Below are 26,647 nucleotides of genomic sequence, written 5' to 3' on the forward strand. Positions count from 1 at the left end.
TCATTAATTACTATAGATAAATTAATTAGGGCATGTTAATAGGAATTAAATTATCTTGATCAGTGCTAAGTGAATATAAATAATATGAATGTATAAGGGATCTACTTAAAACATTAGCAATTTCCATTACTAAACTAAGTCTTATGTTTCTATTAGTGAATAATTCACTATCATCACTTGAATCTACTATACCAACTAATGAGACGTTGCCTACTTTAGGAAGGTTCTTACCTACACCTTTACCGGGATGAATTGGATAATTCCTAGCTTGGATTTCACCGATATTTGCAATATCGCCAAGACATGCATCAACACCTATGATAGTACAGTTTGGATGTTTTGCGTTTATTTCAGATAACTTACTATCTATGTTTAAGGCATGAATCGGATTATCTATAGTGCCATAAACGGGCAATGGAAAGGAACTATTCTTTAAAAAGGTACCAACCAAGGGTCCAAGACAATCACCTATACATCTATCGGTACCTATGCAAACGACTAGAGTATTTTTGTCAATATAGTCTTTTAGAAAATTAGAAATTGTATAGTATGCTAAAGGATCTTTATAATGGGTTTTAGCTTTGCTCAAGAAATATACCTCCTTGCATTTCTGCCTTTGAAAAACAATTCTTATTTATTTTCCTATGAATCATTTATATGAATAAACTCCGAGCATTATTATGATAAAGAATAAAAAAATCATTAATTGGCAAATAATCTATATATATATAATTATTTGGGGTGATATTGTTATGAAAAGAATTAATTCATTATTCATTATTATATTCTCTACTTTAATAAGTGTGATTAGCATGTGTTCATATCATTACTATGTTAATAATTTGCATAAACCTAAGGTGGTTGAGTATACAAAACATTCTAATTCAAGAACAGCTAATAATGATGGGGTTAAAGTACTGATAAAGGATGATATGCAGGATAAAAAAATGAGTAGTAATTATAAAAACGCAGAAGAAAAGGTGAGTGGTAGTAGTTCAAATGTAATTTCATCAGATCTAGATACTAAAAAAAATGAGGAGGAGAAGGATAGTCTAGAAAATTATTATAATTATATAGAAAAAAATGAAAAAGCAGTATTTAAAGTATCCGCATCAAAAATAGAAGAAAATTTAACTGCTTCTGACAAAATCAAGCTATTATATGTAAGCATGAAGTTAGATAAAGAGGAGTATAAGAAAGTGCAGGAATATCTATATGCTAAAGATGCTGAGGGGGGTGTTCTTAAAGCGCTTAAATTATTGAAAAAGGATTTATCAGAAAAAGAATATGACAAAGTTCGGAAAGTAGCTGGAAGGTTTATAGATATGAACTTGGCAGAAGAACTGAATTAACTATATTTAAGCGAGTTATATGAAAAAAACTTTTAAAAAATAAAAAGTTGTATTAGCGTTTAATACTGAGTAAATATGAGAATGATATAGTAATATAGAGAAGAAGTTGTTTATTTAAGGAAAATAAATTTGTATTTTATTATTTTAAGTTGTATAATAATCCTTGTCGACATGGCAAAACGATATATTAATAATATGCTAGCATGGCTCAACGGTAGAGCAGCTGACTTGTAATCAGCAGGTTGTAGGTTCAATTCCTATTGCTAGCTCCACATATGGAGGAGTTCCCGAGTGGCCAAAGGGGGCAGACTGTAAATCTGTTACGTAATGTTTCGATGGTTCGAATCCATCCTCCTCCACCATTTATTGTGTTTATTTAATTCTGGGAGCATAGCTCAGCTGGGAGAGCATCTGCCTTACAAGCAGAGGGTCACAGGTTCGAACCCTGTTGTTCCCACCATAACAATTTTTTATAATCAAATAAGTATATGCTAGCATGGCTCAACGGTAGAGCAGCTGACTTGTAATCAGCAGGTTGTAGGTTCAATTCCTATTGCTAGCTCCACGTATGGAGGAGTTCCCGAGTGGCCAAAGGGGGCAGACTGTAAATCTGTTACGTAATGTTTCGATGGTTCGAATCCATCCTCCTCCACCAAAAGACATCAATAGATGTCTTTTTTTACTTATTTAATTTAAAAATGATTAAGCTATATTGACACTGCTGATTGCATGTGGTAGTATAATGAAAACTTAATATTGATAACTCTTATCAAGAGAGGTGGAGGGAAAAAGGCCCTATGAAACCCGGCAACCGGTGCTATGCACCATGGTGCCAATTCCTGCAGTTATAATCTGCAAGATAAGGGAGATGGATAAAACACCTCTTCTTATTTTTGGAAGGGGTTTTATTTTTATAAAAATTATTATTTAGCATTAGAAAGGAGAATTAATATGAAAAGATTATTCACATCAGAATCAGTTACAGAAGGACATCCAGATAAAATTTGTGACCAAATTTCAGATGCTGTACTTGATGCTATATTAGAACAAGATCCTTACGCTAGAGTTGCTTGTGAAACTGCAGTTACTACTGGAATGGTATTGGTTATGGGAGAGATAACAACTAATTGTTATGTAGATGTTCCTAAAGTTGTTAGAAATACTATTGAAGGTATAGGATATACTAGAGCGAAATATGGTTTCGATGCTAGTACATGCGCAGTAATTACATCTATTAATGAACAATCATCAGATATAGCTATGGGTGTTGATGAAGATTTAGAGTCTAAGGAAGGTCGTACATCGAAAGTTGATTCAATAGGCGCTGGAGATCAAGGTATGATGTTTGGGTTTGCCACTAATGAGACACCAGAGTATATGCCTCTTCCAATTTCTATGGCACATAGATTAGCAAGAAGATTAAGTGAAGTAAGGAAAGATGGTACATTAAAATACTTGAGACCAGATGGAAAAACTCAGGTTACTGTAGAGTATGAAGACAATAGACCAGTAAGAATAGATACTATTGTTATTTCAACTCAACATGGAAAAGAAGCAACTCATGATCAAATTCAAAAAGATTTAATAGAAAACGTAATAAAACCAATAGTTCCAAGTGAATTATTAGATGAAAATACGAAATATTATATAAATCCTACAGGTAGATTTGTAATCGGAGGACCTCAAGGTGATTCTGGTTTAACAGGAAGAAAAATAATAGTTGATACTTATGGAGGATCTGGTAGACATGGCGGTGGATGTTTCTCAGGAAAAGATCCAACGAAAGTTGATAGATCAGCTGCATATGCTGCAAGATGGGTTGCTAAAAACTTAGTAGCTGCAGGGGTTTCAGATAAATTAGAAATTCAGTTAGCTTATGCTATAGGTGTAGCCAAGCCAGTATCTATAGAAGCAGAAACTTTTGGAACAGGAAAAATTTCTGACGATAAAATAGTTGCAATAATTGAAAAAGTATTTGATTTAAGACCAGCTGTTATTATAAGAGAATTAGATCTTAGAAAACCTATTTATAAACAAGTAGCAGCTTATGGACATTTTGGAAGAAATGATCTGGATTTAAGTTGGGAAAAATTAAATAAGGTTGATGAAATAAAAAAATATTTATAATATAAGTAAAAAAGGATGACAATTAATAATTGTTATCCTTTTTTACTTATATAATCATTAATTTCAAAGTAAGATAATTATAAAACCATATTTATTATACAATTTATGGATTATTAATTAGAATTTTGATAAAACTTAAGATAGAGGTATACTATTGATAAAAGTTGTATAACACATATGATATAATAATATTATTATATAAATTTATAAATAGGGGAGATTTTATGTCAGAAATACAAGGAACAATCGAAGATATAGTATTTCATAATGAAGACAATGGATATATAATTGCTCATTTAAATGATAATAAAAAACAAATAACCGTGGTTGGAGTTGTGCCATATATAAGTGAAGGTCAGAATCTGAAGTTAATTGGAGAGTGGGTTAATCATCCTCAATTTGGTAAACAATTTAAGATAATTCAGTGTGAGGAAATTATACCTAGTTCACTTATGGGTATAGAAAAATATTTATCTTCAGGAGTTATCCAGGGAATTGGACCTGTAACTGCTAAAAAAATTGTACAGCGCTTTGGCGAAGAGACTATGAATATATTAGATAATGAAATAGAAAAATTAAAAGAAATTGATGGTATAGGACAAAAAAAAATTCAATTAATATTTGAATCTTACGCAAAGCAACGAGAAGTGAAAAATATTATGATATTTCTTCAAACATATGGAGTAACACCTAGCCAATGTGTGAAAATATATAAAAAGTATGGGGCAGAATCGATAAAAGTAGTTCAAGATAACCCTTATGTATTAACTGAAACTATTTCTGGTGTAGGATTTAAAATTGCAGATAAGATAGCGCGAAGTTTAGGGATTGACAAAGAATCACCTTTTAGAATACAAAGTGGGATTAATTATGTGGTTAATGAATTTTGTGCTATGGGAAACACATATATGCCTCTTTTAAAATTGTATAAGCAATCTAAAAACATTCTTGGGGTTACTGATGAAGAAATCGAGAAAAATATTTATGATAATGTATTGAACGGGAAATTGAAAATTGAGAATATAGATGAAGAAGACTGCGTTTTTACTATGCCTTTTTATTATTGTGAATTAAGCATAACTAAAAAAATTATAACCTTATCTATAGAAGAGTATGAAGAATTAGAAATAGATATAGAAGAAAAAATTAATGATTTTGAGAACGAAAAAAACATACAATTTGCGACTTCTCAAAGGAGTGCAATTTGCGGGGCTATGGAAAATAGTATTGAAATTATAACAGGAGGGCCAGGTACAGGTAAAACAACTATAATCAATTGCATTATAGAAATGTTTGAAAAAGCAGGACTTAAAGTGTATATGGCTGCACCTACAGGACGCGCTGCGAAAAGAATGACTGAAGCTACTGGACGCGAAGCGAAAACAATACATAGACTGCTAGAGCTTGGGATAGGCGGAGATGACAGTTCACAGTTTACTAAAAGCGAGGAATCTCCACTTGATTGTGATGTATTAATTGTTGATGAAGCATCTATGATAGACATAATGCTTATGAATAGTTTGTTAAATGCGATTACAATAGGGACTAGACTTATAATAGTTGGTGACGTTGACCAGTTGCCATCAGTGGGACCGGGTAATGTTTTGAGAGACCTTATTGATAGCAAAAGTGTTAAGGTGGTTAAACTTAAAGAGATTTTTAGGCAAGCACAGGAAAGCATGATTATTGTAAATGCCCATAAAATTAATAATGGTGAAATGCCTATTCTAAATAAAAAGGGTAAAGATTTTTATTTTATTGAAAACAATGAACCGGAGAAAATTTTAAATAACATAATAGCCTTAATAAATACAAGACTACCTAATTTCAACAAAGAATGGGATAAAATGAAGAACATTCAAATATTATCACCCATGAGGAAAGGTATACTGGGCATAGAAAATTTAAATATCGAGCTTCAGAAAATATTAAATCCTAAAATTAAAGGTAAAAAAGAAAAAGAATTTAGAAACACTATATTTAGGGTTGGGGACAAGGTTATGCAAATAAAAAACAATTACTCCATGAAGTGGCATAAAATGAATGCAAAAGCAGAAGATGGCACTGGGATATTTAATGGGGATGTAGGTTATGTAGAAGATATTAATGAGGATAACGAGAATGTTGTTGTCATTTTCGATGATGATAAGCGTGTAGAATATGAGGGCGTAAATTTAGATGAACTAATGCTTGCTTATGCTATAACAATACATAAGAGTCAAGGAAGTGAGTTTGAAGTTGTAATTATGCCTATGTTCATGGGACCACCACTTTTAATGAATAGAAATTTACTTTATACAGGTATAACTAGAGCTAAAAATATGGTTGTTTTAGTGGGAGAGAGAAAAGCTATTAGTTTCATGAAAGATAATAACAGAAGTTTCGAGAGATATTCCGCACTGGGCTTTAGAATAAAACAAATAGTAGATGCAAATTTGAGTCTAGATTAATATTACGACACCGCAGGTGATTATTTTATTATAAAGGAGATTTTACATGGTTTACTACGCAAAATTAAACCTTAGTAAGGAAAAAGATGAAATTAGTAAGGGGATTTTTAAAGCTTATATAAATGGTGAAAATAATATTGATATTGTATCTGTATTTTACAATTCCTCTGATATATTCTTAAAAACTATAGTAACATATGCAAATGAAAACAAAAAAATATTATATATAACTAATGAAGATGAACGTAACATTGATATTCTTTATTATATTAATAAATTTAGCAATCTAGGTCAATATGTGTATTCATCTACGATAAATTATAGGAGTGAAAGTGGTTACTTATATATATGCAACCATGAGAATGCATTAAAATTACAAGAGAGATTTGATTTGGTTATTTATAATGATATTAGGAGTTTCCCAAAGTTTAATAAAGAACAAATAAAAAATATATTACTAAAAATGCGAAACATAGGCGGTTTAGCTATAGCATACTGTGTAGAAAATGTTTTAAGTGAAGATAATACAATTATGTTTCCGATAAAAAATGCTAATATCCCAATTATTGAGCCTAGAATTATAACTACTAGAATAAATCTTAGTCTGGATATACCTTTAGTAGTTTATGAATATTTAAATTGGTCAATAATATCTAACAGAAAGGTAATAATATTTGTGCCGGATGCACAAAAGGCTATGTCAGTATTCGCGTACCTTAGTAATTTTAAAAAAAAGTTAAGTGAAAATATAGTTTTATTTATTAAAAGTAGAAGCGATAATAATATTAAAGTAAACTTTATGAATAAAGATAAGGGAATACTCGTAACAAATGACTTTGAAGAAAACTATTTAGAATTCCATTCGATTGATGTTATAGTTTACTTTGCTGATAACGTGAAATTTGATTATAAACAATTGTTTTGTTTATCAAGCAAAGTTGGAAGATTTGAGAATATACAAAGGGGTGAGGCTATATTTTTAGCTAATGTCCAAACTGTTCAAATGGATAAAGCTAAAAGTATGGCTAGTAAATTTAATGAGAAAGCGTGGGAAAGAGGATTATTAAATATATAAAAAAGATACTTTACTGTTTAGTTCAAATTATATATTCAGGTGATGAGTCATGCGTAATATGTAGTGGATATAGTGAAGAAAGTGAGGCACTGTGCACTGTATGTAGAAAAAAACTTAGACGCTCTGAGGAAAGCTTTTATATAGGTAGTAGCGAAGAAGAATACATTGCAAGGTCAGTGTTTTATTATTCGAGTATTGTTAAAGAACTGATTATTAGACTTAAATATAAAAATGATTTTATATGTGGCGAAATTTTGGCTAAATATATGTTAGAATATGTTAAAAACAATGAATTGCAGTTTGATTTAATATCTTATGTACCTATGACTAAAAAAGCTCAAAAAAATAGAGGATATAATCAAAGTGAGTTTTTGGCAAAATACTTATCACAATTTTTAAGTGTTCCGGTTATATGCAATTTGGTTAAAACAGAAGATACTAAAGATCAAATAGGTCTAAGTGGCGATCAAAGGTGGGACAATATGAAAAAATGCTTTGCAATTAAAGGGAGTGAGTTTATAAAAAATAAAAATATTTTACTTTTAGATGACGTTATAACCACTGGAGCTACAGCGTTTCATTGCGCGCATATGCTAAAAGAGAACGGAGCAAATAATATTTTTATATTGACTATAGCCAAAAGTAATGTATAATACTGATTGTAGTAAGTTAGGTTTGTGGTTGAAAGTCGAGGCCAGTCGCAGGCGAAACGATCCACGTAAGTTAAACAAAGTTTAGTGAGCATGGTGCGGCTTAGAGGTTAGTCCTGCCGTTTTAACGAGCGAGAGTGTTAGTAGTGAGAAGGTAATTCTGGGTAGCAAAAGCTCCAGCAGGCGAGTGTGGGGGCAAAGACCAGGTCAACTAACTTACTATATAAAAACTCCTAATATTATGTTAGGAGTTTTTATATTTTTGTTTGTGTAAACGATTGAAAAACAAAAAAACTATAGTTTATTAACAATTCACATAAAGAAATAGAGTAATAATTAGGAATATTAAGGGAATGTTATTTAAATTGCTTTAATATTACGTAAATTCTGAATTTAAGGTTGCTATTTAGTGTTAAGTGTAATAGAATTAAGGTACAAAACATATAGCATGATTAGATATAAAACGTTATGTGGATATTAGAAAGGGGTTGTACGTATGAAAATTAAAATAGTAGGAAAAAACATGGAAGTAACAGAAGCATTAAAAAATATGATAGACAAGAAAGTATCTAGATTAGATAAGTATTTTAATCCGGATGTGGAAGCTCAGACAACCATGAGTGTCCATAAGAATAGACATACTATAGAAATTACAATACCTTTTAATGGAGTTGTTTTGAGATCAGAAGAAGTAAACGATGATATGTATACGTCTTTAGATCTTGTTGTTGACAAATTAGAAAGACAAATTAGAAAGAACAAAACGAAATTAGAAAAAAGAAATAAAGGAACATCTCTTAAATTTCAGGGTATACCACAATATGATAATAGTGAAGATAATGGTTTAGAACCTAAAATAGTAAAAACAAAGAAATTCGCATTTAAACCAATGTCTGCAGAAGAAGCAGTGCTTCAAATGGAGTTAGTTGGACATAGTTTCTTTGTATATATGAGTGATGGTAGTACAGAAGTGAATGGTAATTCAGAAGTAAATGTAGTATATAAAAGAAAAGATGGAAATTATGGTCTGATAGAACCACAGTTTTAAAATTTAAAGGATTAAAGTAATCATGTTTACTTTAATCCTTTTTTAGCTTTAACTTTAAAAATAAAAAATTAAAAATAAAAAATTAAAAATAAAAAATTAATAGAAAGTATACAATTGTATAAGTTGAATAGAATTAAATTAAGTGTTATACTTTACAAGTGTATATTTTGGAAGTATTAAAAAGAATAGTGAGGATGAAAAAATATGAGTTTAATTAAAAAATTATTTGGTAGTTATAGTGATAGAGAAATAAAAAGAATAATTTCAACAGTTGATAAAATAGAAGCATTAGATTCAATGATGACTAACTTAAGCGATGAAGAACTTAAAGCAAAAACAGAAGAATTTAAGACTAGTTTAAGTAATGGAAAGACATTAGAAGATATTTTGCCTGAAGCATTTGCAGTAGTTAGGGAAGCTTCTTGGAGAGTTCTTAAAATGAAGCATTTTAGAGTGCAACTAATTGGGGGAATAATACTTCACCAAGGAAGAATAACAGAAATGAAAACTGGTGAAGGAAAGACTCTTGTGGCTACGCTTCCATCATATTTGAATGCCCTAGAAGGAAAAGGTGTTCACGTAATTACAGTTAATGATTATCTTGCAAAAAGAGATAAAGAAGAGATGGGTAGAATACATGAGTTTTTGGGTCTTACTGTGGGCGTAATTATTCATGATATAGATCAAACTCAAAGGCAAGCGGCTTATAATGCAGATATAACATATGGTACAAATAATGAATTCGGATTTGATTATCTAAGAGATAATATGGTTGTTTATAAAGAAGAAAGAGTTCAAAGGAAATTAAACTTTGTAATCGTGGATGAGGTTGACTCTATATTAATAGATGAAGCTAGAACACCACTTATAATATCTGGAGAAGGAGAAAAATCTACAGACTTTTATAAAGTGGCAGATCATTTTGTAAAGACATTAGTAAAAGAAGAAGATTACACTATAGATGAAAAAGCCAGTGCTGTTATAATGTCTGATGAAGGTATAGATAAGGCTGAAAAGTTTTTCAGTTTAGATAACTATGCTGACGCAGCAAACATGAATATACAGCATCACGTAGTTCAAGCTTTGAAAGCAAACTATATTATGAGAAAAGATAAAGATTATATGGAAAAAGACGGAGAAGTAGTTATTGTAGATGAATTTACTGGAAGACTTATGGAAGGTAGAAGATATAGTGATGGACTTCACCAAGCGATTGAAGCAAAAGAGGGCGTGAAAATCGAGAAAGAGTCAAAAACTCTTGCAACAATTACTTTTCAAAACTATTTTAGAATGTATACAAAGATAGCAGGTATGACTGGTACTGCGCTTACAGAAGAAAATGAGTTTAGAGAAATATATGGACTTGATGTACTAGTAATACCTACAAATAAACCTTTAGCAAGAATCGATAATGCAGATTTAGTTTTTAAGACTGTAAGAGGAAAGTATAAAGCGATAATAGATGAAATAGTTGAAACTCATAAGATAAATCAACCTGTACTTGTAGGTACTGTAAGTATAGAGAAATCAGAATTATTATCTGAAATGCTTAAGAGAAAAGGGGTTCCTCATCAAGTACTTAATGCTAAATACCATGAAAAAGAAGCGGAAATAATAGCTCATGCAGGGTCACTTGGTATGGTTACTATAGCAACTAATATGGCAGGGCGTGGTACGGACATTAAACTTTTCGATGGCGTTATTGAAGTTGGTGGACTTAAGATAATTGGAACTGAAAGACATGAATCTAGGCGTATTGATAATCAGCTTAGAGGTCGTGCTGGTCGTCAAGGCGATCCAGGAAGTACAAGATTTTACATATCACTAGAAGATGATTTAATGAGAATATTTGGTTCAGAAAGACTTCAAGGGGTTGTAGGAAAATTAGGATTAACTGATGAAGATGCTATTGAAAGCAAAATGGTAAGTGGTGCTATAGAAAGTGCTCAAAAGAAGGTTGAAGGAAATAACTTTGATATAAGAAAAAATGTTGTTCAATATGATGATGTAATGAACCAACAAAGAGAAATAATCTATAAACAAAGAACAGAAGTTCTTCAAGGTGAAGATACTAAAGATGAAATTGAAGATATGATAAAAGATGTTATTTTTACCACAGTTGATTCGCATATTACTGATGTTGAAGAAGAACTTGACGAAGAACTTGCAAAATTAATTAGCTATTTTGAGGAAATATTTCTTCCAAAAGATATGGTTACAGTAGATGAACTTGGTAAATTAACTAATGAAGAAATCAAGGAAAAACTCTTAGAAATTGCTCAGAGAATCTATACCCAAAGAGGAGAAGATTTTGGTGATGAACAAATAAGAGAAGTTGAAAGAGTTATTCTTTTAAGAGTAGTAGATAGTAAATGGATGGATCATATTGATGATATGGAACATTTAAAGCAAGGTATTGGACTTAGAGCTTATAAGCAGCAAGATCCAACACAAGCGTACCAAATGGAAGGTAGCGACATGTTTGCTGAAATGATTTATAACATAAAGACAGAAACTATTAAATACTTATTCCATGTTCAAATAGAAAGAGCCCCAGAGAGAGAAATGGTTGCGCAAATAACATCAACCAATCATGATGATTCTGTTAAACAAGAACCAACTATAAAAGAAGCTAAAACAGGAAGAAATGATGAATGTCCTTGTGGTTCAGGGAAAAAATATAAAAACTGTTGTGGCAGATAATAGTTATAATATGATGATTTAATTAGAAGTTAAAAAAGAGGCATACAATTTACGTTGCATGCCTCTTTTTAATATTATAAAAGGGGTGTTAATATTGGTAATATTAGTTGAAGAAATATGGAGTGATTTAAACATATTAAAGGGCAATGTCGAAGAAATAAGGGTGTCTCTTTGACGTAACATCTATGGAAAAAGAGCTAAAGGAATACGAGTTTAAAATGCAGGAACCCAGTTTTTGGGAAGATATTAAAAAAGCTCAACAAATCACTAAGTTAGCTAAGGGAATTAAGGATAGAATTGATAGATTTAATTTATTGATTAGTAGGATAGAAGATTTAGAAATGTTAACGCAGTTGAGCTCCGATGAAGAGGATGATTCCTCTTTAGCGGAAATAAAAGTTGAACTTAAAGATTTAGCGCATATTGCTGATCAGTTTAGGTTAGAAATTTTATTGTCTGGAAAATATGATAAAAATAATGCTATTTTAACACTCCATACCGGTGCGGGTGGAAGTGATGCTCAAGATTGGACAGAAATGCTTTATAGGATGTACTCAAGATGGTGCGAAAAAAAAGGATATAAAGTTGAAGTTTTAGACTATCAACCATCGGATGAGGCAGGTATTAAAGCAGTTACATTAAAAATAACGGGTGAGTATGCTTATGGATATTTAATGGCTGAAAAGGGCGTGCACAGACTAGTAAGAATTTCGCCTTTTAATGCAAATGGCAAGAGGCAAACTTCATTTGCATCTTGTGAAGTTCTTCCTGAACTTACTGAGGATCAAGATATTGATATAAAGCCTGATGACCTTAGAATAGACACATATAGGTCCGGAGGTGCAGGAGGTCAACATGTAAACAAAACTGACTCAGCTATAAGGATTACGCATATTCCTACGGGCATTGTAGTGCAATGTCAAAATGAGAGAAGTCAGCATAGTAATAAACAAACTGCAATGAAGATGCTTATGGCAAAACTCTTGATTTTAAAGGAAAGTGAGAAAAAGGATCGGATAGAAGACTTAACCGGAGATTTGAAAGAAAATGGTTGGGGGAGTCAAATTAGATCATATGTTTTTCATCCATATAGTATGGTTAAGGATCATAGAACTAATATAGAAGTAGGAAATGTAGATGCAGTTATGGATGGCGATATTGATGTTTTTATTGAAGAGTATTTAAGACAAAGTAATAAATAACTTATTTTGATGGATAATAGAAAAAGATAGTTATAAATAAGAAAAGCAGTAGAATATTTTAAATATTCTACTGCTTTTCTATTATATAGGAAACTGCTGTAGATAATAGTGCTAAAAAGAAAGCTTTGTTTCAAACTGTAAGCAAGGGATTACTTATATACTGGCTATGATGTTTTAGTTATGGTAAAATAATACTCAAATATAGTCATTATTATATTAAATAATAATTTGTTAAATCGAGGTGGATTATGATAGCAATAATATTGCCATATTTAAAAATCGTTTTAAGTTCTACAAGTGTATATATTTTTATTGTATTTGCCATAAGATTGTTTGGTAAAAACGAATTAGCTCAATTATCGGTAATTGACTTAGTTTTCATTTTACTTATAAGTAATGCCGTTCAGAATGCAATGGTAGGTACGAATTCAACTTTAGGAGGCGGAATAGTAGCAGCAACATCATTATTTGCCGTAGACTATTTATTTAAAAATATAATGTATCGTTTTCCTAGATTTAACAAATTAATACAAGGAGAACCATTACTATTAATTTATAACGGTAAAATCAACAAAAAAAATATTATCAAAGCTAAGATTCCAATGGATGAAATCATGGAAGTTATTCGCGAACATGGAGTGTCAGTGTTAGAACAGGTGGATTTGGCAGTATTAGAGGTAGACGGAAATATAAGTGTAATGTCTGGAGGGGTTGGTCATAAGACAACTAAAAAGAAAAAGGCACATAAGACAATTACAAAGAATACATAAAACAAAATGCACTTGACATTGCCACTGTGTGAAGTTATATAGTTAAATTATTCGGAGGTGATAACATGGAAAAGGAATTGTATTTAATAAGGTTATTATATTTTTTGTATTATAAAAGGTTGTGTCAAAATAAATTGATTCAACCTTTTTTTTGTCTATAAAGTGTTTATGTTTATAGTGATGAAATAGTATATCTAGTTAAAGCACCTAACATACTTCCTTCGACTACCTCGTTTAATTTATTTACCATTACCTTTGGATGTTCCTTCATACTATTTTTTATCCACTGTACTGTTATACCTACAAAAGCATGAGTGTAAAAATCTGCAATAAAACTTTTATCAGTAGTTGAAACTTTTATTCCAGAGGAAACATCGTTTACTACTCCCATAATAAGATCATAGGTTTTTTTAAAAAGATACCCATCAAATGCATTTTGACCAGGAGTATTAAGAGCATTAGTATAAAAGGATTTATTGTTCATTAAATATGTTAAAGTTTTATACATGGCATCAGTCCAATGTTCATAGTTTGTGCCGCCGGCTAAATTTTCTATGGCCTCAGTATAATAAATCCAGTTTACAAGATCGAATTTATCTTTGAAATGATAATAAAAGGTTTGTCTGTTAACGCCACAATTATCTGCGATCTGACGAATTGAAATTTTTGCGAGTGGTATTGTCTCCATTAATTTCTTAATTGATAGAGCAAGAGCTTTTTTAGTTATTTGGGATCCCGACATTAGTATCACCTACAAACATATGAATTAATAAAAGCAAATAATAATACTAACTTTTACTAACTTTATTATAACAAAAGGAATACGTGCATTCAAGAAAAAAGATAAGTACATGTTTTTAGACTATTGATATGCTGTTTTGATATCGTTTACGCAATGAATAACGATTTATTTTTCGCTTAAAATTGTTTTAAATTAAATTTACAAAAATAAAACTAGATAACAATGTAAAAAATAAGCTTAAATATTTACTTTTAACATTAATATAAGAAAAAAATGAATAAAATGTTGAAATATATATAAATATGGTATATAGTGAAATTATTAAAAAAATTTAGGGAGGTACATTACATGACAAGATTAAAATCAAGGGTTTATTCCTTTATAGTGAGCATATCGATGTTAGCTTTTATATTACCAACTTCTGCGGTGAGCGCTCAAACGTTACAAGCAAAAACACTTTCAGATGCATTAGTAAAGACAAGTATGGCAACGTCATCGGAAAGTAATGGAAAACTAAGTCTTAAATTAAATGGTGAAGGACTTTCAAAAAGTGAACAACAACAATTTACACAAGTAAGTAAATTGTTGAATAATTTACAAGTAGTTTTCAATGCGAAAACAGATGGAAGCAAAGATGGTAAAGTCTCGAAACAATATATTAAAACAATAGCAAATGTAGGAGGAACTCCTTACAACGCTGAGGTATGGAGTGACATGAACGTAAAAGGTAAAAATGTCGTAGCCAAGGAAATTGTAAAATCACCACAATTATTTAAAATGATTTCTCAATCTAAAAATATAAATAAATACATGATTATGGATTTCCCTCAAGGAGAAAATGGTAGTATTGATTTTAAGAAAATGATGAGTGGAAACAAAGAATTACAAAAATTGATTTTAACTATTACTCAAAAGTATTCATCACAATTAAATTTAAAAGGTGTTGTAACTAAGGACGGTAATGTATATAAAGTTAAAATTGATGATGCTAAGTTCAAAGAAATCATAAGAAAAGTAGTTAACATAACTGCAGAAAATAAAGAAATACAGAGTCTTATAAAAAATTATGTGGTTACATCAATGAAGAATAGTGGAGCATCAACTAAAGATATTAACAATACAAAAATTCAAATGGAACAGATGTTTACTAAACTTCAATCACAAAAGTTTTTAGATGCATTTAATAAAAACATGGACAAACTTGATAATATTAAGATACTTGGAAATAAAGGAATTGAAATTGCATATACTATAGATAAAAATGGATATGTAACAAGTACAAAAGGTAACATAGAAATTGTTATAGATGCAGCGAAGTTAGAGAAAGCTTTTGGTAAAACAACAAGTCAAAGTGCTTTAAAGGGTATATATACAGCAGATATAAAATTTGAAGTAAATAACAAAAACATTAACAAAAAGGTTAATGTTAAGTTACCAAAAATTACTACGAAAAATTCGTTTAATTATACTGAACTAATTAATGGTACACAACAAACACAAAAAGTAGAAGCACCTAATGAAGTTATAAAAAGTTCTAAATAGTTGTAATGGAATCAAGTTTAAAAGGAAATGCAAATAAGAATCGTCTCACTTTTTAAAAGTGAGACGATTCTTATTTGCATTTTAAATTTAAGCGTGGTATTTAATAAGCTCTTCCCCAGATAACATTCGCTTTAGCTGGTTTACCACAACATAAGCAAACACCTGCATCCTCTGGTTGGTCAAATGGCATACATCTAGATGATGCGCCAGCAACTTCTTTTACTTTTTCCTCGCAAGCGAGGTCTCCACACCAAGGAGCATTAACAAAACCTAAAGTTTTATCAAGAATTTCTTTTAATTCTTCAACAGTTTTTGCACTAAAGGTTCTAATATTTTGTGCATCGCTAGCTTTTTCAAAGAGAGATTTTTGAATATCAATTAGAAGTTCTGGAATTTTTGATTCTAGTTCATCCATAGGAACAAATAATTTTTCACGGGTATCTCGTCTTACTAGGACTACTTGATTTTTTTCAATATCTTTTGGTCCAACTTCAAGCCTAAGTGGAACACCTTTCATTTCATATTCACTGAATTTCCATCCAGGCATTTTATCGCTAATATCTATTTTTACTCTAGCAACTTTTGATAACATATTCTTAAGTTCTGTTGCTTTTTCAATTACGCCTTCTTTATGTTGTGCAACTGGAACGATCATAAGTTGAATTGGAGCTATAGCTGGTGGAAGTATTAGGCCGTTATCGTCACCATGAACCATAATTAAAGCACCTATAAGTCTTGTAGACATTCCCCAAGAAGTTTGGTGAACATAAGCAAGTTTACCAGTTTTATCTGAATACTGGATGTTAAAAGCTTTTGCAAAACCATCGCCAAAATTATGAGAGGTTCCACATTGTAGTGCTTTACCATCATGCATTAAACTTTCAATTGTGTAAGTTTCATTTGCTCCAGCAAATTTTTCTTTTTCTGTCTTTTTACCTTTTATAACTGGAATAGCAAGGGTTTCTTCACAAAATTTAGCGTATATATTAAGCATTTTAAGAGTTTCTTCTTTTGCTTCTTCCTCAGTTGCATGTGCGGTATGGCCTTCTTGCCATAAAAATTCTGAACTTCTAAGGAAAGGTCTTGTGGTTTTTTCCCAGCGTACTACAGAACACCATTGATTATATAATTTAGGAAGATCGTTGTACGATTGAATTATTTTTGAATAGTGATCACAAAATAATGTTTCGGAAGTAGGTCTTACGCAAAGCCTTTCTGCGAGTAGTTCATTACCTCCGTGTGTTACCCAAGCAACCTCTGGAGCAAAGCCCTTAACGTGGTCTTTTTCCTTTTCAAGTAAGCTCTCAGGAATGAACATTGGCATATATACATTTTCATGTCCTGTATCTTTAAACATTTGATCCAATATTTTTTGAATGTTTTCCCATATTGCATAACCATAAGGCCTGATTACCATGCAACCTCTAACGCTAGCATAATCAGCAAGTTCTGCTTTTTTTACAATGTCGGTATACCATTTTGCAAAATCTTCTTCCATAGAGGTAATAGATTCTACGAATTTCTTTCCTTTTGCCATAATTATTTTCCTCCTGTTTAATAAAAAATTTAAAATAAATACAAAAAAACCCGCATCCCGAAAAGGGACCGAGTATTACCTGCGGCACCACCCTAGTTGATATAAAAAAATAGCTACGAAAAGATCTAATTTCTATTAATACTTTTCGTTCTATTGGGCATAGTTACTTCTAATAATAGGGTACTTTAAAATTAATCATAGAATAAAAATAATCATATGTCAAGAAACAATTCGTGATTATTCTTAATATCTATTAAGTGTTTTTATTGTTCCTCTTATAAAGCAAAGGAAATATTAGAATCCCAATTATAGAAATGAGAAAACATTCTTTATAATATAAGACAATGAAGTCTCCTTTAAATGTACATTTAACTATCGCATTAGATGCTACATTATAACATCTTTCTATGGCAGTTAAACTTATATGGTCATAAGTATCTTTTGGTTTGTGTATACGTGTCATATCATTGTCACAAAATGTTATAGCGTCAATATTTTGTTTTCTAAAACTTTCGTGGTCACTTGCATCTTCAAAAAGATAATTGAAAAATATTTTTTCGCTTTCACATATCTTTGAAATTGATTTTATAAAAGGCGTTTTAGTTGTATCATTTTTTGCCCCCATGATGCATAGAGGTATAGGATTGTTACTTCCAATCATGTCGAAATTAAAAACTTTACTATTTTTTATATAAGCTTTATATTTTGTGATAAATTGAGATGAACCTAGGCAACCGAATTCTTCTGCATTAAATCCTATGAAAAGAATGCTGCGATTTGGTTTGCCGAGTGAAGTTAAGTACTTGCTCATTTCTAACATAAAAGAAAGTCCGGATGCATTATCTAGAGCACCATTATATATAGTGCCATTTAAATCTGTGCCTATATGATCAAAGTGGGCTGAGATGATTATTGGAGAACTAGATGTGTCCGTGCCTTCTAGATATCCCATAACATTACTTACAGTGGTTTCTGAGACCTCATATGGAACAAAGCAATCGACTGTATTATTTTTGGCTATTAAATCTTTAAGTCTTGTAAGGGATTGATTAGTAACCATAATATACATGTTGTACTTTGATCCACTAATAAAAGAACTTCTAAAAGACAAATCATTGTTAGGTGGAACAAACAATATGAACGGGCCGTCTGCGGTACTTACTTTTATGTAGTTATCATTTATTGCGGTAACATTACTTTTGTTAAAGGTTAAATGATTTGTTCGAAAGTTTACCATATCTTCTTTGAAATCCTTGCTATAAACAAAATCTTTTATTAAAATCCCGTCGTTACCGGATACTTTTAAATATGGACTACCTTTAATTGTTTTAGGATACTTTACTTTAAAATTTTGAAATTCATTACCTTTATAAGGTTTTAATCCGCTCTTTTTCAATTCGGTGTTAATGTATGTAGCGATTTCTTGATTTTCTAAAGTACCGGGCAATCTACCTTTAAATTGGTCGGATGAAATATACTTTATATTTTGGTCTACATTTGTAGGATTGAACCTGTATAAGGTATAATACATATGCGCACTATAAAATAATAATAAAAGACAAAATATTAAAAGAATTGAACTAATTAGTTTCTTCATACATTTCTCCTAAAAATTTCTATATTCTATATAGATATGTGGGTAGAAATCGTGGTATGATTAAATAAGTTAATTTTAGTTGTTTAAGCTTAAAAATATAAATTATGTGAGGAGGATTGGCTATTAGTCATAAGATAATAAATAAACTAACATACATATTGATATTTATTTTGTTTATGATGATTTGTAGGTAGCCAAAAAATATGGAGAATATAAATAGTAGATTAATTAAAGAGTTTGCAATAACTATGGAGCAGGCGGAAAGTGTAATTCAATTATTAGATGAAGGGAATACAGTTCCTTTTATAGCTAGATATAGAAAAGAGAGAACTGGTGGACTTGATGATATAATACTTAGAAATTTCACAGAGAGATTAATATATCTTAGAAATTTAGAGGAAAGAAAAGCGGATGTAATACGTCTTATTGGTGAACAAGAAAAACTGACTGAAGAAATTGAAAAATCAATAAATAAATCTGAGACGCTTACAGAAATAGAGGATATATATAGACCATATAAGCCTAAGAAAAGAACAAGAGCCATAATTGCAATAGAAAAGGGTCTTAAGCCACTGGCAGAAACTATTTTTAGTGGTGGATTTAAAGGTGATATAAATGATTATGCACAAGGGTTCGTATGCGAAGATAAATTAGTGAGCAATGCTTTAGATGCACTTGCGGGTGCTGGTGACATAATAAGTGAAATGATTTCAGATGAAGCTGATTACAGAAAGTGGATTAGGGGCCAAGTACATAACTTTGGAAGCGTAGAAACTAAGGGAAGTTCTGAGGACACTACTCCATTTGAAATGTATTATGAGTATAAAGAAGGAATTAAAACTATACCGCCGCATAGAATTCTTGCTATTAACAGAGGGGAGAAAAGTAAGATACTTTCTGTTAAAATTAAGGCTGATAATGATAAAATTATTGATTATTTAAGAAATAAATGCTTAAAGGGTAATAGTGAAACAGATAAATTTATAGAACTAAGTATAATTGATTCTGTAAAAAGACTTATATTCCCATCAATTGAGAGAGAAATAAGATCTGAATTAACAGAAAAGGGTGAAATAGGCGCAATAGATATATTTAAAGCTAATTTGAAAGCTTTATTAATGCAGTCACCTATAAAAGGAAAAGTAGTGCTGGGTTTTGATCCTGGATTTAGAACTGGGTGTAAAATAGCAGTGCTTGATGATACAGGTAAGGTTTTAGATATTGCTACGGTATATGCGACTGCTGGTAGTCAGGATGGTGTTAAAAAATCTATAGCTATTATTAAGGATTTAGTAATTAAGCATAATGTAGAAGTAGTGTCACTTGGTAATGGAACTGCTAGTCGTGAGTCAGAAGAAATATTAGCTCAAATTATTACAGAACTTAAGCAGGAATGTTCAAGAGATTTGTATTATGTTATAGTATCAGAAGCAGGAGCATCAGTGTATTCAGCGTCAGAGCTTGCATCTAAAGAATATCCAGACATAGATGTATCAATTCGAGGAGCTATTTCCATTGGGCGAAGGCTTCAAGATCCACTAGTAGAACTTGTAAAAATTGATCCTAAAGCAATTGGGGTTGGTCAATATCAACATGATGTAGCGCCTAAGAAACTTGATGAATCCTTAAAAGGAGTTGTTGAGGATTGTGTTAATGCTGTTGGTGTAGATCTTAATATTGCAACGCCTGCACTCCTTGCATACATATCAGGAATAAATGCTGCTATTGCTCAAAATATTGTAGCATATAGAGAGGAAAATGGTAAGTTCAAGGCTAGGAAAGAATTGTTAAAGGTTAAAAGACTTGGGGCAAAGGCATATGAACAATGTGCAGGCTTTCTAAGAGTTATGGAGAGTAATGAATTTTTAGATAACACTTCAATTCATCCTGAGTCTTATAATGCTACTAAAAAATTATTGGATTTTCTAAACTATACAAAAGAAGATCTTAAATCTTTAAATTTCAAGGATATGGATGAGAGGATAAAAGACATTAATTTTAATGAACTTGCATTAAAATTAGAAACAGGTGCTCCAACTCTTAGAGATATTATTAAAGAAATTAAAAAGCCGGGTAGAGATCCAAGAGAGGAATTACCAAAACCAATATTAAAGACGGGCGTAGTTCAAATGAAGGATCTTAAACCAGGCATGAAACTTATGGGGACAGTTAGGAATGTATCTGATTTTGGTGCTTTCGTTGATATTGGAGTTCATCAAGATGGATTAGTGCATATAAGTCAACTATCAGATAAATTTGTAAAACATCCATTAGATGTGGTTAGTGTTGGAGATATAGTAGAAGTTAGCGTAATTGAAGTTGATGAAAAAAGAAAAAGAATATCATTATCAATGAAAAATTAATAATGAATATCTTGCTTTTTTTGTAAAACGTGTATATAATCAAATTATAAAATAAAATTTAATAATCTTCAGGGCGGGGCGAATTTCCCCACCGGCGGTAAAGCCCGCGAGCCGTAAAGGCAGATTCGGTTAGATCCCGAAGCCGACAGTAAAGTCTGGATAAAAGAAGATGTGATATATGTGAATTTGCCCTGATATAGTTATATATCAGGGCTTTTATTATATCCATACCTTAAAGATATATTTAAATAGGGGGTATAAAAATGAGAGACGAAAAACTTATTAAAATGATCAAAATTTCACTTTTAGCTGTTATAGCTTTCCTTTTAATGTACATTGAATTACCAATACCTATATTTCCTACATTCCTAAAAATCGACATTAGTGACTTGCCAGCGCTTTTAGGGGCATTTGCATTAGGACCAATAGCAGGAGTTATTATTGAACTTGTTAAAAATATATTACATGGAGTGTTTGCAAGTAGTACTGCGCTAGTAGGAGAATTCGCAAATTTCCTAGTAGGTTCATGTTTAGTATTAGTTTCTGGGTATATATATAAGATTCGTAAAAGTAAGGGTGGAGCTATTGTTGGATTACTAATAGGAACAATTGTTATGTCAATCTTTGCATCGATATTAAACTATTTTGTTATATTACCTTTATATGAGTCGGTATTGAAATTTCCAATAACTGGAATTATAGCGGCGGGATCAAAAATAAACCATAACATTACAAATTTAAATTCTTTTGTTGTCTGGATGATTCTTCCTTTTAATATTTTTAAAGGTATAGTATTATCGGGAATGACTTTAGCCTTATATAAGAGTGTTTCTCCTATGCTTCATAAAGAGCATATAGAAAGTAAATACAGGAGTAAACAACAGAATTATTAATAGAAATACAAAAGACTAGCATTTATTTGCTAGTCTTTTGTATATTTTATCTACTCATAGGTTACGATTCCACATGATTACAGCATCCTCACCGTTATCTTCGTAATAATGACGTCTTAAACCTTCTTGTTCAAAACCATATTTTTCATATAAGTTTATAGCAATAAAATTTGAACTTCTAACTTCTAGGGTTATTGCAGTGACTTTATGTTTCCTGCAAATCCTAAATAAAGCCTCAACAATAATATTGCCAGCGCCAATGCCACGGGCCTCGGGGTGAACTGCAATATTAGTTACATGAGCCTCATCTATAATTACCCACATTCCACCATAACCTACTATTGTATTGCCTTTTTTTAATACAACATATTTAGCAAATTTATTATCTAGTTCACTTTGGAGTGAGTCTAAGCTCCAGGAAATAGGAAAGCTTAACTCACTAATATTGAGTATGGATTTAATAGATGATTCATCCATTGGGTAAATTTTAAAGTTGTTATTCATTTTTATTTTGCCTCATTTTTTCTTCATACTCACGCTCAGCTTGAGGTTTACGTAGGTAAATAGGGACAGATGCATATATGTCATCAAAAGTTCCGTTAGATAAAAGTTTAAGGCCTAATTCTCCAAGAGAGGTTGCCTTAGCTAGATTTAAATGATCTGGTGCAAAACTTACATTAGGTAAATTTGTTATAAGTTTTTCTTTGAATTTTAAGGTACCATCTCCTACAAAAGATATATTACAATCCTTATCTTTAAGCATAGTTATTAATTCGTCTATTGATATATTAATGTAGTCACTGATACGATTAAGTTTTTTATCCTCAAAGGTATAAAGGGCGGTATAAACATTATCTCTTAATGCATCTAGTATAGGACAAATAATTCCATCTGTATAAGCTAAGTTATATGCTAGAGAATCCAATGTAGATACGGTCACAAACGGCTTATTTGTGCCTTGGCTTAATCCTTTTATGGTAGCCATACCTATTCTAAGGCCTGTAAAAGAACCAGGTCCTTTTGAGGCTACAAAGGCGTCAATGTCATCTATGCTCATTTGCGTATTTTTGAATAATTCATCAATTATAGGCATGAGTATTTGGGAATGTTGTTTTTTATAATTAAAGGTTATTTCACCAAGGACTTTGTTATCGTCGAGAATTGCACAAGTTGCAGATTGCGTAGCAGAATCTAAACTTAAAATTTTCATAGTATTATCTCCTTTACATAATCGTATCTTTTATCAGAATACTCAATACTGATTTTTCTATAATTATCGCAAAGCTCAGGGAGCTTTTCTATAGTTATGGTTAATTTGTTTGGCGGAATTATTTCTTCAATGTAATTAGCCCATTCAATAACACTAACTCCATCACTAAATATATACTCATCAAAGCCTATAGCTTCTATTTCATCGGGGTCATTTACTCTGTAGACATCAAAATGATATAATTTTAATCTTCCAGTATATTCATTTACTATAGTAAAAGTAGGACTTGTAATATTGTCTTTAATATCTAAGCCTTTTGCAATTCCTTTAGTTAAATGAGTTTTTCCAGTGCCTAAGTCACCAATTAAGCAAATTATGTCACCTGAATTCACAAGTGATCCTATTAACTCTCCTATTTTATAAGTTTCGTCAACTGTAGTTACTATGTATTCCATAAGTTTCACCTCATTAAATATTTTATCCTAAAACATAAAAAAAGAAAAGGGCTAAAGATATAAAAAACTCTTGCATTTTATTATAGAACATGGTATGATTTGAATGTATTTTAGGGGTATAGCTCAGTTGGTAGAGTAGTGGTCTCCAAAACCATTGGTTGTAGGTTCGAGCCCTACTACCCCTGCCATTTTTATGTTTTAGGTTTTATGTTTTTCGTCTTAAAAGTTAATAAAGGGGTATGGCTCAATTGGTAGAGTAGTGGTCTCCAAAACCATTGGTTGTAGGTTCGAGTCCTACTACCCCTGCCAGATAAAACCTGTGAAATTATTTTCACGGGTTTTTACGTTTTAATGACATGAATTATTAAATTTAATATTAGTTATACAAAAATAAGAAACAGGTTAAGATGCCTGCAACTGGAGGTATACAATGCAACAATATGACATAGTAGTAATTGGAGGAGGCCTCGCAGGCCTTGCAGCTGCTATTTCAGCTAAAGAACATTATGAAGGTAAAGTTTTGATTTTAGAAAGAGAAAAACAATTAGGTGGAATCTTAAATCAGTGTATTCATAATGGATTTGGTAAGAATATTTTTAGTGAGGATTTGACGGGGCCAGAATTTGTACAGAAGTTCATAGATAAAATTAAGGAACTAAATATTTCATATAAATTAAACACTACTGTTTTAAATTTAAGTGATACTAAAGAAATTAATGTTGTGAACTCTGAAATTGGAACTTTCAAAATTTGTGCGAAAACTATAATAATTGCTACAGGATGCAGAGAGAGGCCAAGAGGATTTTCAAATCTGCCAGGTAGCAGATGTGCAGGTATTTATACTGTAGGGTGTGCACAGAAATTTGTAAATATTGAAGGCTATATGCCAGGGAAAGAAATAGTTATATTAGGCACAGGGGACATTGCATTAACAGTAGCGAGAAGGTTATCAATTGAAGGTGCTAATGTTAAAGCAGTAATTGAGAGTAAAAACGTTATTGATGCAGTTGATAAAAAATTATGTGATTCACTAAAGGATTTCAATATACCATTAAAAATGATGCATAAGGTTGTTGATATTCAAGGAAAAAGTAGAATCGAAGGCATTACTTTAGTAAAGATTGATAGCAATAATGAAGTTATAAATGGTAGTGAGGAACGTATCTCTTGTGATGCATTACTTTTATCAGTAGATTTATATCCTGACAATGAACTGGCAAAGCAGGCTAGGATAGCAGTTAACTCATCAACAGGACAGGTTAAATTGAATGAAAATTCACAAACAAATATAGGTGGTATTTTTGCATGTGGAGGGGTAGTTCAGGGGTATAATTTCCATGAAAGTGTGGTAAAACAAAGCTATGCTATAGGTGAAAGTGCGTCACTATACGCAAACAACCCTGAGATTTAATAAAACAACAGAAATACTATTGACATATTTTAATGTTAAGAATATAATAAAGAAAAGCAATTCATACTGAAATACTAGGGAATACTAGGAAATACTAAGAAGAAGGAAAGTAATATAGGAAGAATTTACAGAGAGAGAGTCCAAAGTTGAGAGGACTCTTATAGGAAAATTATATGAAGTGCCCTTTGGAGTTATGCACCGAACAAGTCAAACAATAGTTTATAACAAGTAAAAGATGTTGTTATTTATTATTGTTTGCCTCTGGTAGGCTGCATCGGGACTCACCCGTTATAGTGATAGAGCATAACGTTGTGCTTGAAAAAGTGGCGTTATAATCATTTTGGTGATTATAACTTAGAGTGGGACCACGAAGTAAAACTTCGTCTCTAATAATAGAGGAAGTTTTTTTTGTACCCAAAAACATATGAAAAATTACAAAAACAAACAAATATGTGTCACTTTTTCATATTATGAGATTATACAAATGTAAAAATGTGGATAGCTTTTAAAGGAAAATTATTTATTTTAAATTGGAGGGGTATTATTATGATGTATAACAATGTTTTAGATATGATAGGTGGAACACCAGTTTTAAAGTTGAATAAACTAGTTAATGGTGACATGGCTGATGTATATGTGAAATTAGAAAAATATAATCCAGCTGGAAGTATAAAAGATAGGGCAGCTCTTGGTATGATAGAAAAAGCTGAAAAATTAGGATTACTAAAGGAAGGTTTTACAATAGTTGAACCAACTAGTGGAAATATGGGAATAGCTTTAGCGATGATTGGTAGAATTAAGGGATATGATGTAATTATTGTAATGCCAGATAGCATGAGTGTTGAAAGACGTAGCTTAATAAAAGCATATGGCGCACAACTTGTCCTTACAGATGGTTCAAAGGGAATGAAGGGTGCTATAAATAAAGCAAAAGAAATATCAGATGGAGATTCTAAATTCTTTTTACCACAACAATTTGTTAATATAGCAAATCCAGAAAAACATTATGAAACTACTGCAGAAGAAATTTTTAGTGATATATCAGATGTAGATGTTTTTGTAGCAGGAGTCGGAACTGGTGGAACAATTACTGGAGTAGGCAGAAGATTAAAAGAATTTAATAAAGAAATTAAAGTTGTTGCAGTTGAGCCAGCAAAATCCCCAGTATTATCTGGTGGCGAACCAGGACCACATAAAATCCAAGGTATAGGAGCAGGTTTTACACCAGATATTTATGATAGTAGTGTAATTGATGAAATAATGCAAATAACTGATGAAGAAGCTTTCGATATAGCAAAAAGGCTTGCTAAAGAAGAAGGCATATTAGTAGGAATTTCAACAGGAGCTAATGTTGCAGCAGCAATTAAACTTGCTAAAAAATTAGGCAAAGGCAAAAAAGTTGTTACAGTTGCTCCAGACGGCGGAGAAAAGTATATTTCGATGGGTATTTATGACTAATTAGGGTAAGATCTAAACATTTATTTCTACTCTATAGATAAAAAGCACATAGAAATAGACTA

At 31.3% G+C, this 26,647-nt stretch carries 21 protein-coding genes, 7 tRNA genes and 2 riboswitches; of the genes, 21 read left to right on the top strand and 7 right to left on the bottom strand.

All coding sequences use genetic code 11. The annotated features are described in order from the left end of the window. Window positions 1–25: 25 nt before the first annotated feature. Entirely contained in the window at window positions 26–589 is a 564-nt protein-coding gene (gene yyaC, locus KPL44_RS19045) for a spore protease YyaC (protein WP_216253320.1), read from the bottom strand. A gap of 163 nt (window positions 590–752) precedes the next feature. Between yyaC and KPL44_RS19050 the strand changes: the two genes are divergently transcribed. The 14 genes from KPL44_RS19050 (at window position 753) to KPL44_RS19115 (ending at window position 13,377) form a co-directional block, all read left to right on the top strand. Further along, window positions 753–1,352 carry a hypothetical protein gene (locus KPL44_RS19050; RefSeq protein ID WP_216253322.1) on the top strand — a complete coding sequence of 200 codons (600 nt, stop codon included), beginning with the start codon at window positions 753–755 and terminating at the stop codon, window positions 1,350–1,352. Between the two features lie 197 nt (window positions 1,353–1,549). Beyond that, window positions 1,550–1,624: transfer RNA gene (locus KPL44_RS19055), tRNA-Thr, on the top strand. Between the two features lie 5 nt (window positions 1,625–1,629). Then, window positions 1,630–1,714, top strand: a tRNA-Tyr gene (locus KPL44_RS19060). A gap of 22 nt (window positions 1,715–1,736) precedes the next feature. Beyond that, window positions 1,737–1,812, top strand: a tRNA-Val gene (locus tag KPL44_RS19065). A 30-nt stretch (window positions 1,813–1,842) separates the two neighbouring features. Then, window positions 1,843–1,917 (top strand) — tRNA-Thr (locus tag KPL44_RS19070). A 5-nt stretch (window positions 1,918–1,922) separates the two neighbouring features. Continuing rightward, window positions 1,923–2,007, top strand: a tRNA-Tyr gene (locus KPL44_RS19075). Between the two features lie 108 nt (window positions 2,008–2,115). After that, window positions 2,116–2,218, top strand: a riboswitch (SAM riboswitch). 85 nt (window positions 2,219–2,303) lie between these two features. Further along, on the top strand, window positions 2,304–3,479 hold the full coding sequence (gene metK, locus KPL44_RS19080; RefSeq protein WP_216253324.1) for a methionine adenosyltransferase: 1,176 nt from the start codon (window positions 2,304–2,306) through the stop codon (window positions 3,477–3,479). A 224-nt stretch (window positions 3,480–3,703) separates the two neighbouring features. Beyond that, window positions 3,704–5,929 carry an SF1B family DNA helicase RecD2 gene (gene recD2, locus KPL44_RS19085; RefSeq protein ID WP_216253326.1) on the top strand — a complete coding sequence of 742 codons (2,226 nt, stop codon included), beginning with the start codon at window positions 3,704–3,706 and terminating at the stop codon, window positions 5,927–5,929. 46 nt (window positions 5,930–5,975) lie between these two features. Beyond that, complete coding sequence (locus tag KPL44_RS19090; RefSeq protein WP_216253328.1) at window positions 5,976–7,004, top strand: hypothetical protein; 1,029 nt, start codon at window positions 5,976–5,978, stop codon at window positions 7,002–7,004. Next, the gene (locus KPL44_RS19095; RefSeq protein ID WP_216253330.1) at window positions 6,977–7,657 is read left to right on the top strand and encodes a ComF family protein; all 681 of its coding nucleotides are present in this window, start codon (window positions 6,977–6,979) and stop codon (window positions 7,655–7,657) included. The genes KPL44_RS19090 and KPL44_RS19095 overlap by 28 nt, the downstream gene beginning before the upstream one ends. Before the next feature lie 493 nt (window positions 7,658–8,150). Then, complete coding sequence (gene hpf, locus KPL44_RS19100) at window positions 8,151–8,702, top strand: ribosome hibernation-promoting factor, HPF/YfiA family (RefSeq protein WP_216253332.1); 552 nt, start codon at window positions 8,151–8,153, stop codon at window positions 8,700–8,702. A 204-nt stretch (window positions 8,703–8,906) separates the two neighbouring features. Next, window positions 8,907–11,405 carry a preprotein translocase subunit SecA gene (gene secA, locus KPL44_RS19105; RefSeq protein ID WP_216253334.1) on the top strand — a complete coding sequence of 833 codons (2,499 nt, stop codon included), beginning with the start codon at window positions 8,907–8,909 and terminating at the stop codon, window positions 11,403–11,405. Window positions 11,406–11,499: 94 nt separating this feature from the next. Continuing rightward, window positions 11,500–12,607, top strand: a protein-coding gene (gene prfB, locus KPL44_RS19110; protein ID WP_216253336.1) for a peptide chain release factor 2 whose coding sequence is annotated in 2 segments (ribosomal slippage) — window positions 11,500–11,577 and window positions 11,579–12,607 — 1,107 coding nt in all. Because the reading frame shifts where the segments join, the coding sequence is not laid out codon by codon here. Window positions 12,608–12,855: 248 nt separating this feature from the next. Beyond that, window positions 12,856–13,377, top strand: coding sequence for a DUF421 domain-containing protein (locus KPL44_RS19115; RefSeq protein ID WP_216253339.1), 522 nt, complete (start codon window positions 12,856–12,858; stop codon window positions 13,375–13,377). A 172-nt stretch (window positions 13,378–13,549) separates the two neighbouring features. Here the strand turns inward: KPL44_RS19115 and dhaS are convergent, their stop codons facing one another. Further along, window positions 13,550–14,119, bottom strand: a complete 570-nt coding sequence (dhaS, locus tag KPL44_RS19120) for a dihydroxyacetone kinase transcriptional activator DhaS (RefSeq protein WP_216253340.1) — start codon at window positions 14,117–14,119, stop codon at window positions 13,550–13,552. Window positions 14,120–14,467: 348 nt separating this feature from the next. Between dhaS and KPL44_RS19125 the strand changes: the two genes are divergently transcribed. Next, on the top strand, window positions 14,468–15,661 hold the full coding sequence (locus KPL44_RS19125; RefSeq protein ID WP_216253341.1) for a hypothetical protein: 1,194 nt from the start codon (window positions 14,468–14,470) through the stop codon (window positions 15,659–15,661). A gap of 100 nt (window positions 15,662–15,761) precedes the next feature. Here KPL44_RS19125 and proS read toward each other — a convergent pair whose 3' ends face one another. Beyond that, window positions 15,762–17,198, bottom strand: a complete 1,437-nt coding sequence (proS, locus tag KPL44_RS19130; RefSeq protein ID WP_216253342.1) for a proline--tRNA ligase — start codon at window positions 17,196–17,198, stop codon at window positions 15,762–15,764. A 253-nt stretch (window positions 17,199–17,451) separates the two neighbouring features. Further along, window positions 17,452–18,795 carry a M28 family metallopeptidase gene (locus KPL44_RS19135; protein WP_216253343.1) on the bottom strand — a complete coding sequence of 448 codons (1,344 nt, stop codon included), beginning with the start codon at window positions 18,793–18,795 and terminating at the stop codon, window positions 17,452–17,454. A gap of 203 nt (window positions 18,796–18,998) precedes the next feature. On the opposite strand from KPL44_RS19135, the gene KPL44_RS19140 reads away from it, so the two are divergent. Together KPL44_RS19140 and KPL44_RS19145 are read left to right on the top strand one after the other, a co-directional pair. Beyond that, entirely contained in the window at window positions 18,999–21,158 is a 2,160-nt protein-coding gene (locus tag KPL44_RS19140) for a Tex family protein (RefSeq protein WP_216253344.1), read from the top strand. Between the two features lie 60 nt (window positions 21,159–21,218). Next, window positions 21,219–21,333, top strand: a riboswitch (FMN riboswitch). An 88-nt stretch (window positions 21,334–21,421) separates the two neighbouring features. Then, window positions 21,422–22,051, top strand: a complete 630-nt coding sequence (locus tag KPL44_RS19145) for an ECF transporter S component (protein WP_152749772.1) — start codon at window positions 21,422–21,424, stop codon at window positions 22,049–22,051. Window positions 22,052–22,105: 54 nt separating this feature from the next. On the opposite strand, the gene rimI is transcribed toward KPL44_RS19145, so the two are convergent. The 3 genes from rimI to tsaE are packed head-to-tail and all read right to left on the bottom strand — an operon-like array spanning window position 22,106 to window position 23,716. Beyond that, window positions 22,106–22,555, bottom strand: coding sequence for a ribosomal protein S18-alanine N-acetyltransferase (gene rimI / locus KPL44_RS19150; protein WP_216253345.1), 450 nt, complete (start codon window positions 22,553–22,555; stop codon window positions 22,106–22,108). Next, a complete protein-coding gene (gene tsaB / locus KPL44_RS19155) occupies window positions 22,548–23,261 on the bottom strand; it encodes a tRNA (adenosine(37)-N6)-threonylcarbamoyltransferase complex dimerization subunit type 1 TsaB (RefSeq protein ID WP_216253346.1) in 714 nt (237 codons plus the stop codon). The genes rimI and tsaB overlap by 8 nt, the downstream gene beginning before the upstream one ends. After that, window positions 23,258–23,716 carry a tRNA (adenosine(37)-N6)-threonylcarbamoyltransferase complex ATPase subunit type 1 TsaE gene (tsaE, locus tag KPL44_RS19160; RefSeq protein WP_216105994.1) on the bottom strand — a complete coding sequence of 153 codons (459 nt, stop codon included), beginning with the start codon at window positions 23,714–23,716 and terminating at the stop codon, window positions 23,258–23,260. The genes tsaB and tsaE overlap by 4 nt, the downstream gene beginning before the upstream one ends. A gap of 112 nt (window positions 23,717–23,828) precedes the next feature. Here tsaE and KPL44_RS19165 point away from each other — a divergent pair. The 4 genes from KPL44_RS19165 to cysK all read left to right on the top strand — a co-directional run bounded on the left by KPL44_RS19165 (window position 23,829) and on the right by cysK (window position 26,585). Next, window positions 23,829–23,904 (top strand) — tRNA-Trp (locus KPL44_RS19165). Between the two features lie 45 nt (window positions 23,905–23,949). Further along, window positions 23,950–24,025, top strand: a tRNA-Trp gene (locus tag KPL44_RS19170). A 121-nt stretch (window positions 24,026–24,146) separates the two neighbouring features. Beyond that, a complete protein-coding gene (locus KPL44_RS19175) occupies window positions 24,147–25,127 on the top strand; it encodes an NAD(P)/FAD-dependent oxidoreductase (protein ID WP_216253348.1) in 981 nt (326 codons plus the stop codon). A 546-nt stretch (window positions 25,128–25,673) separates the two neighbouring features. Further along, complete coding sequence (gene cysK / locus KPL44_RS19180) at window positions 25,674–26,585, top strand: cysteine synthase A (RefSeq protein WP_216253350.1); 912 nt, start codon at window positions 25,674–25,676, stop codon at window positions 26,583–26,585. Window positions 26,586–26,647 lie beyond the last annotated feature (62 nt).

This window comes from Clostridium sp. DSM 17811 (genome assembly GCF_018861905.1).
GTDB classification, from domain to species: Bacteria; Bacillota; Clostridia; order Clostridiales; family Clostridiaceae; genus Clostridium_AD; species Clostridium_AD frigoriphilum.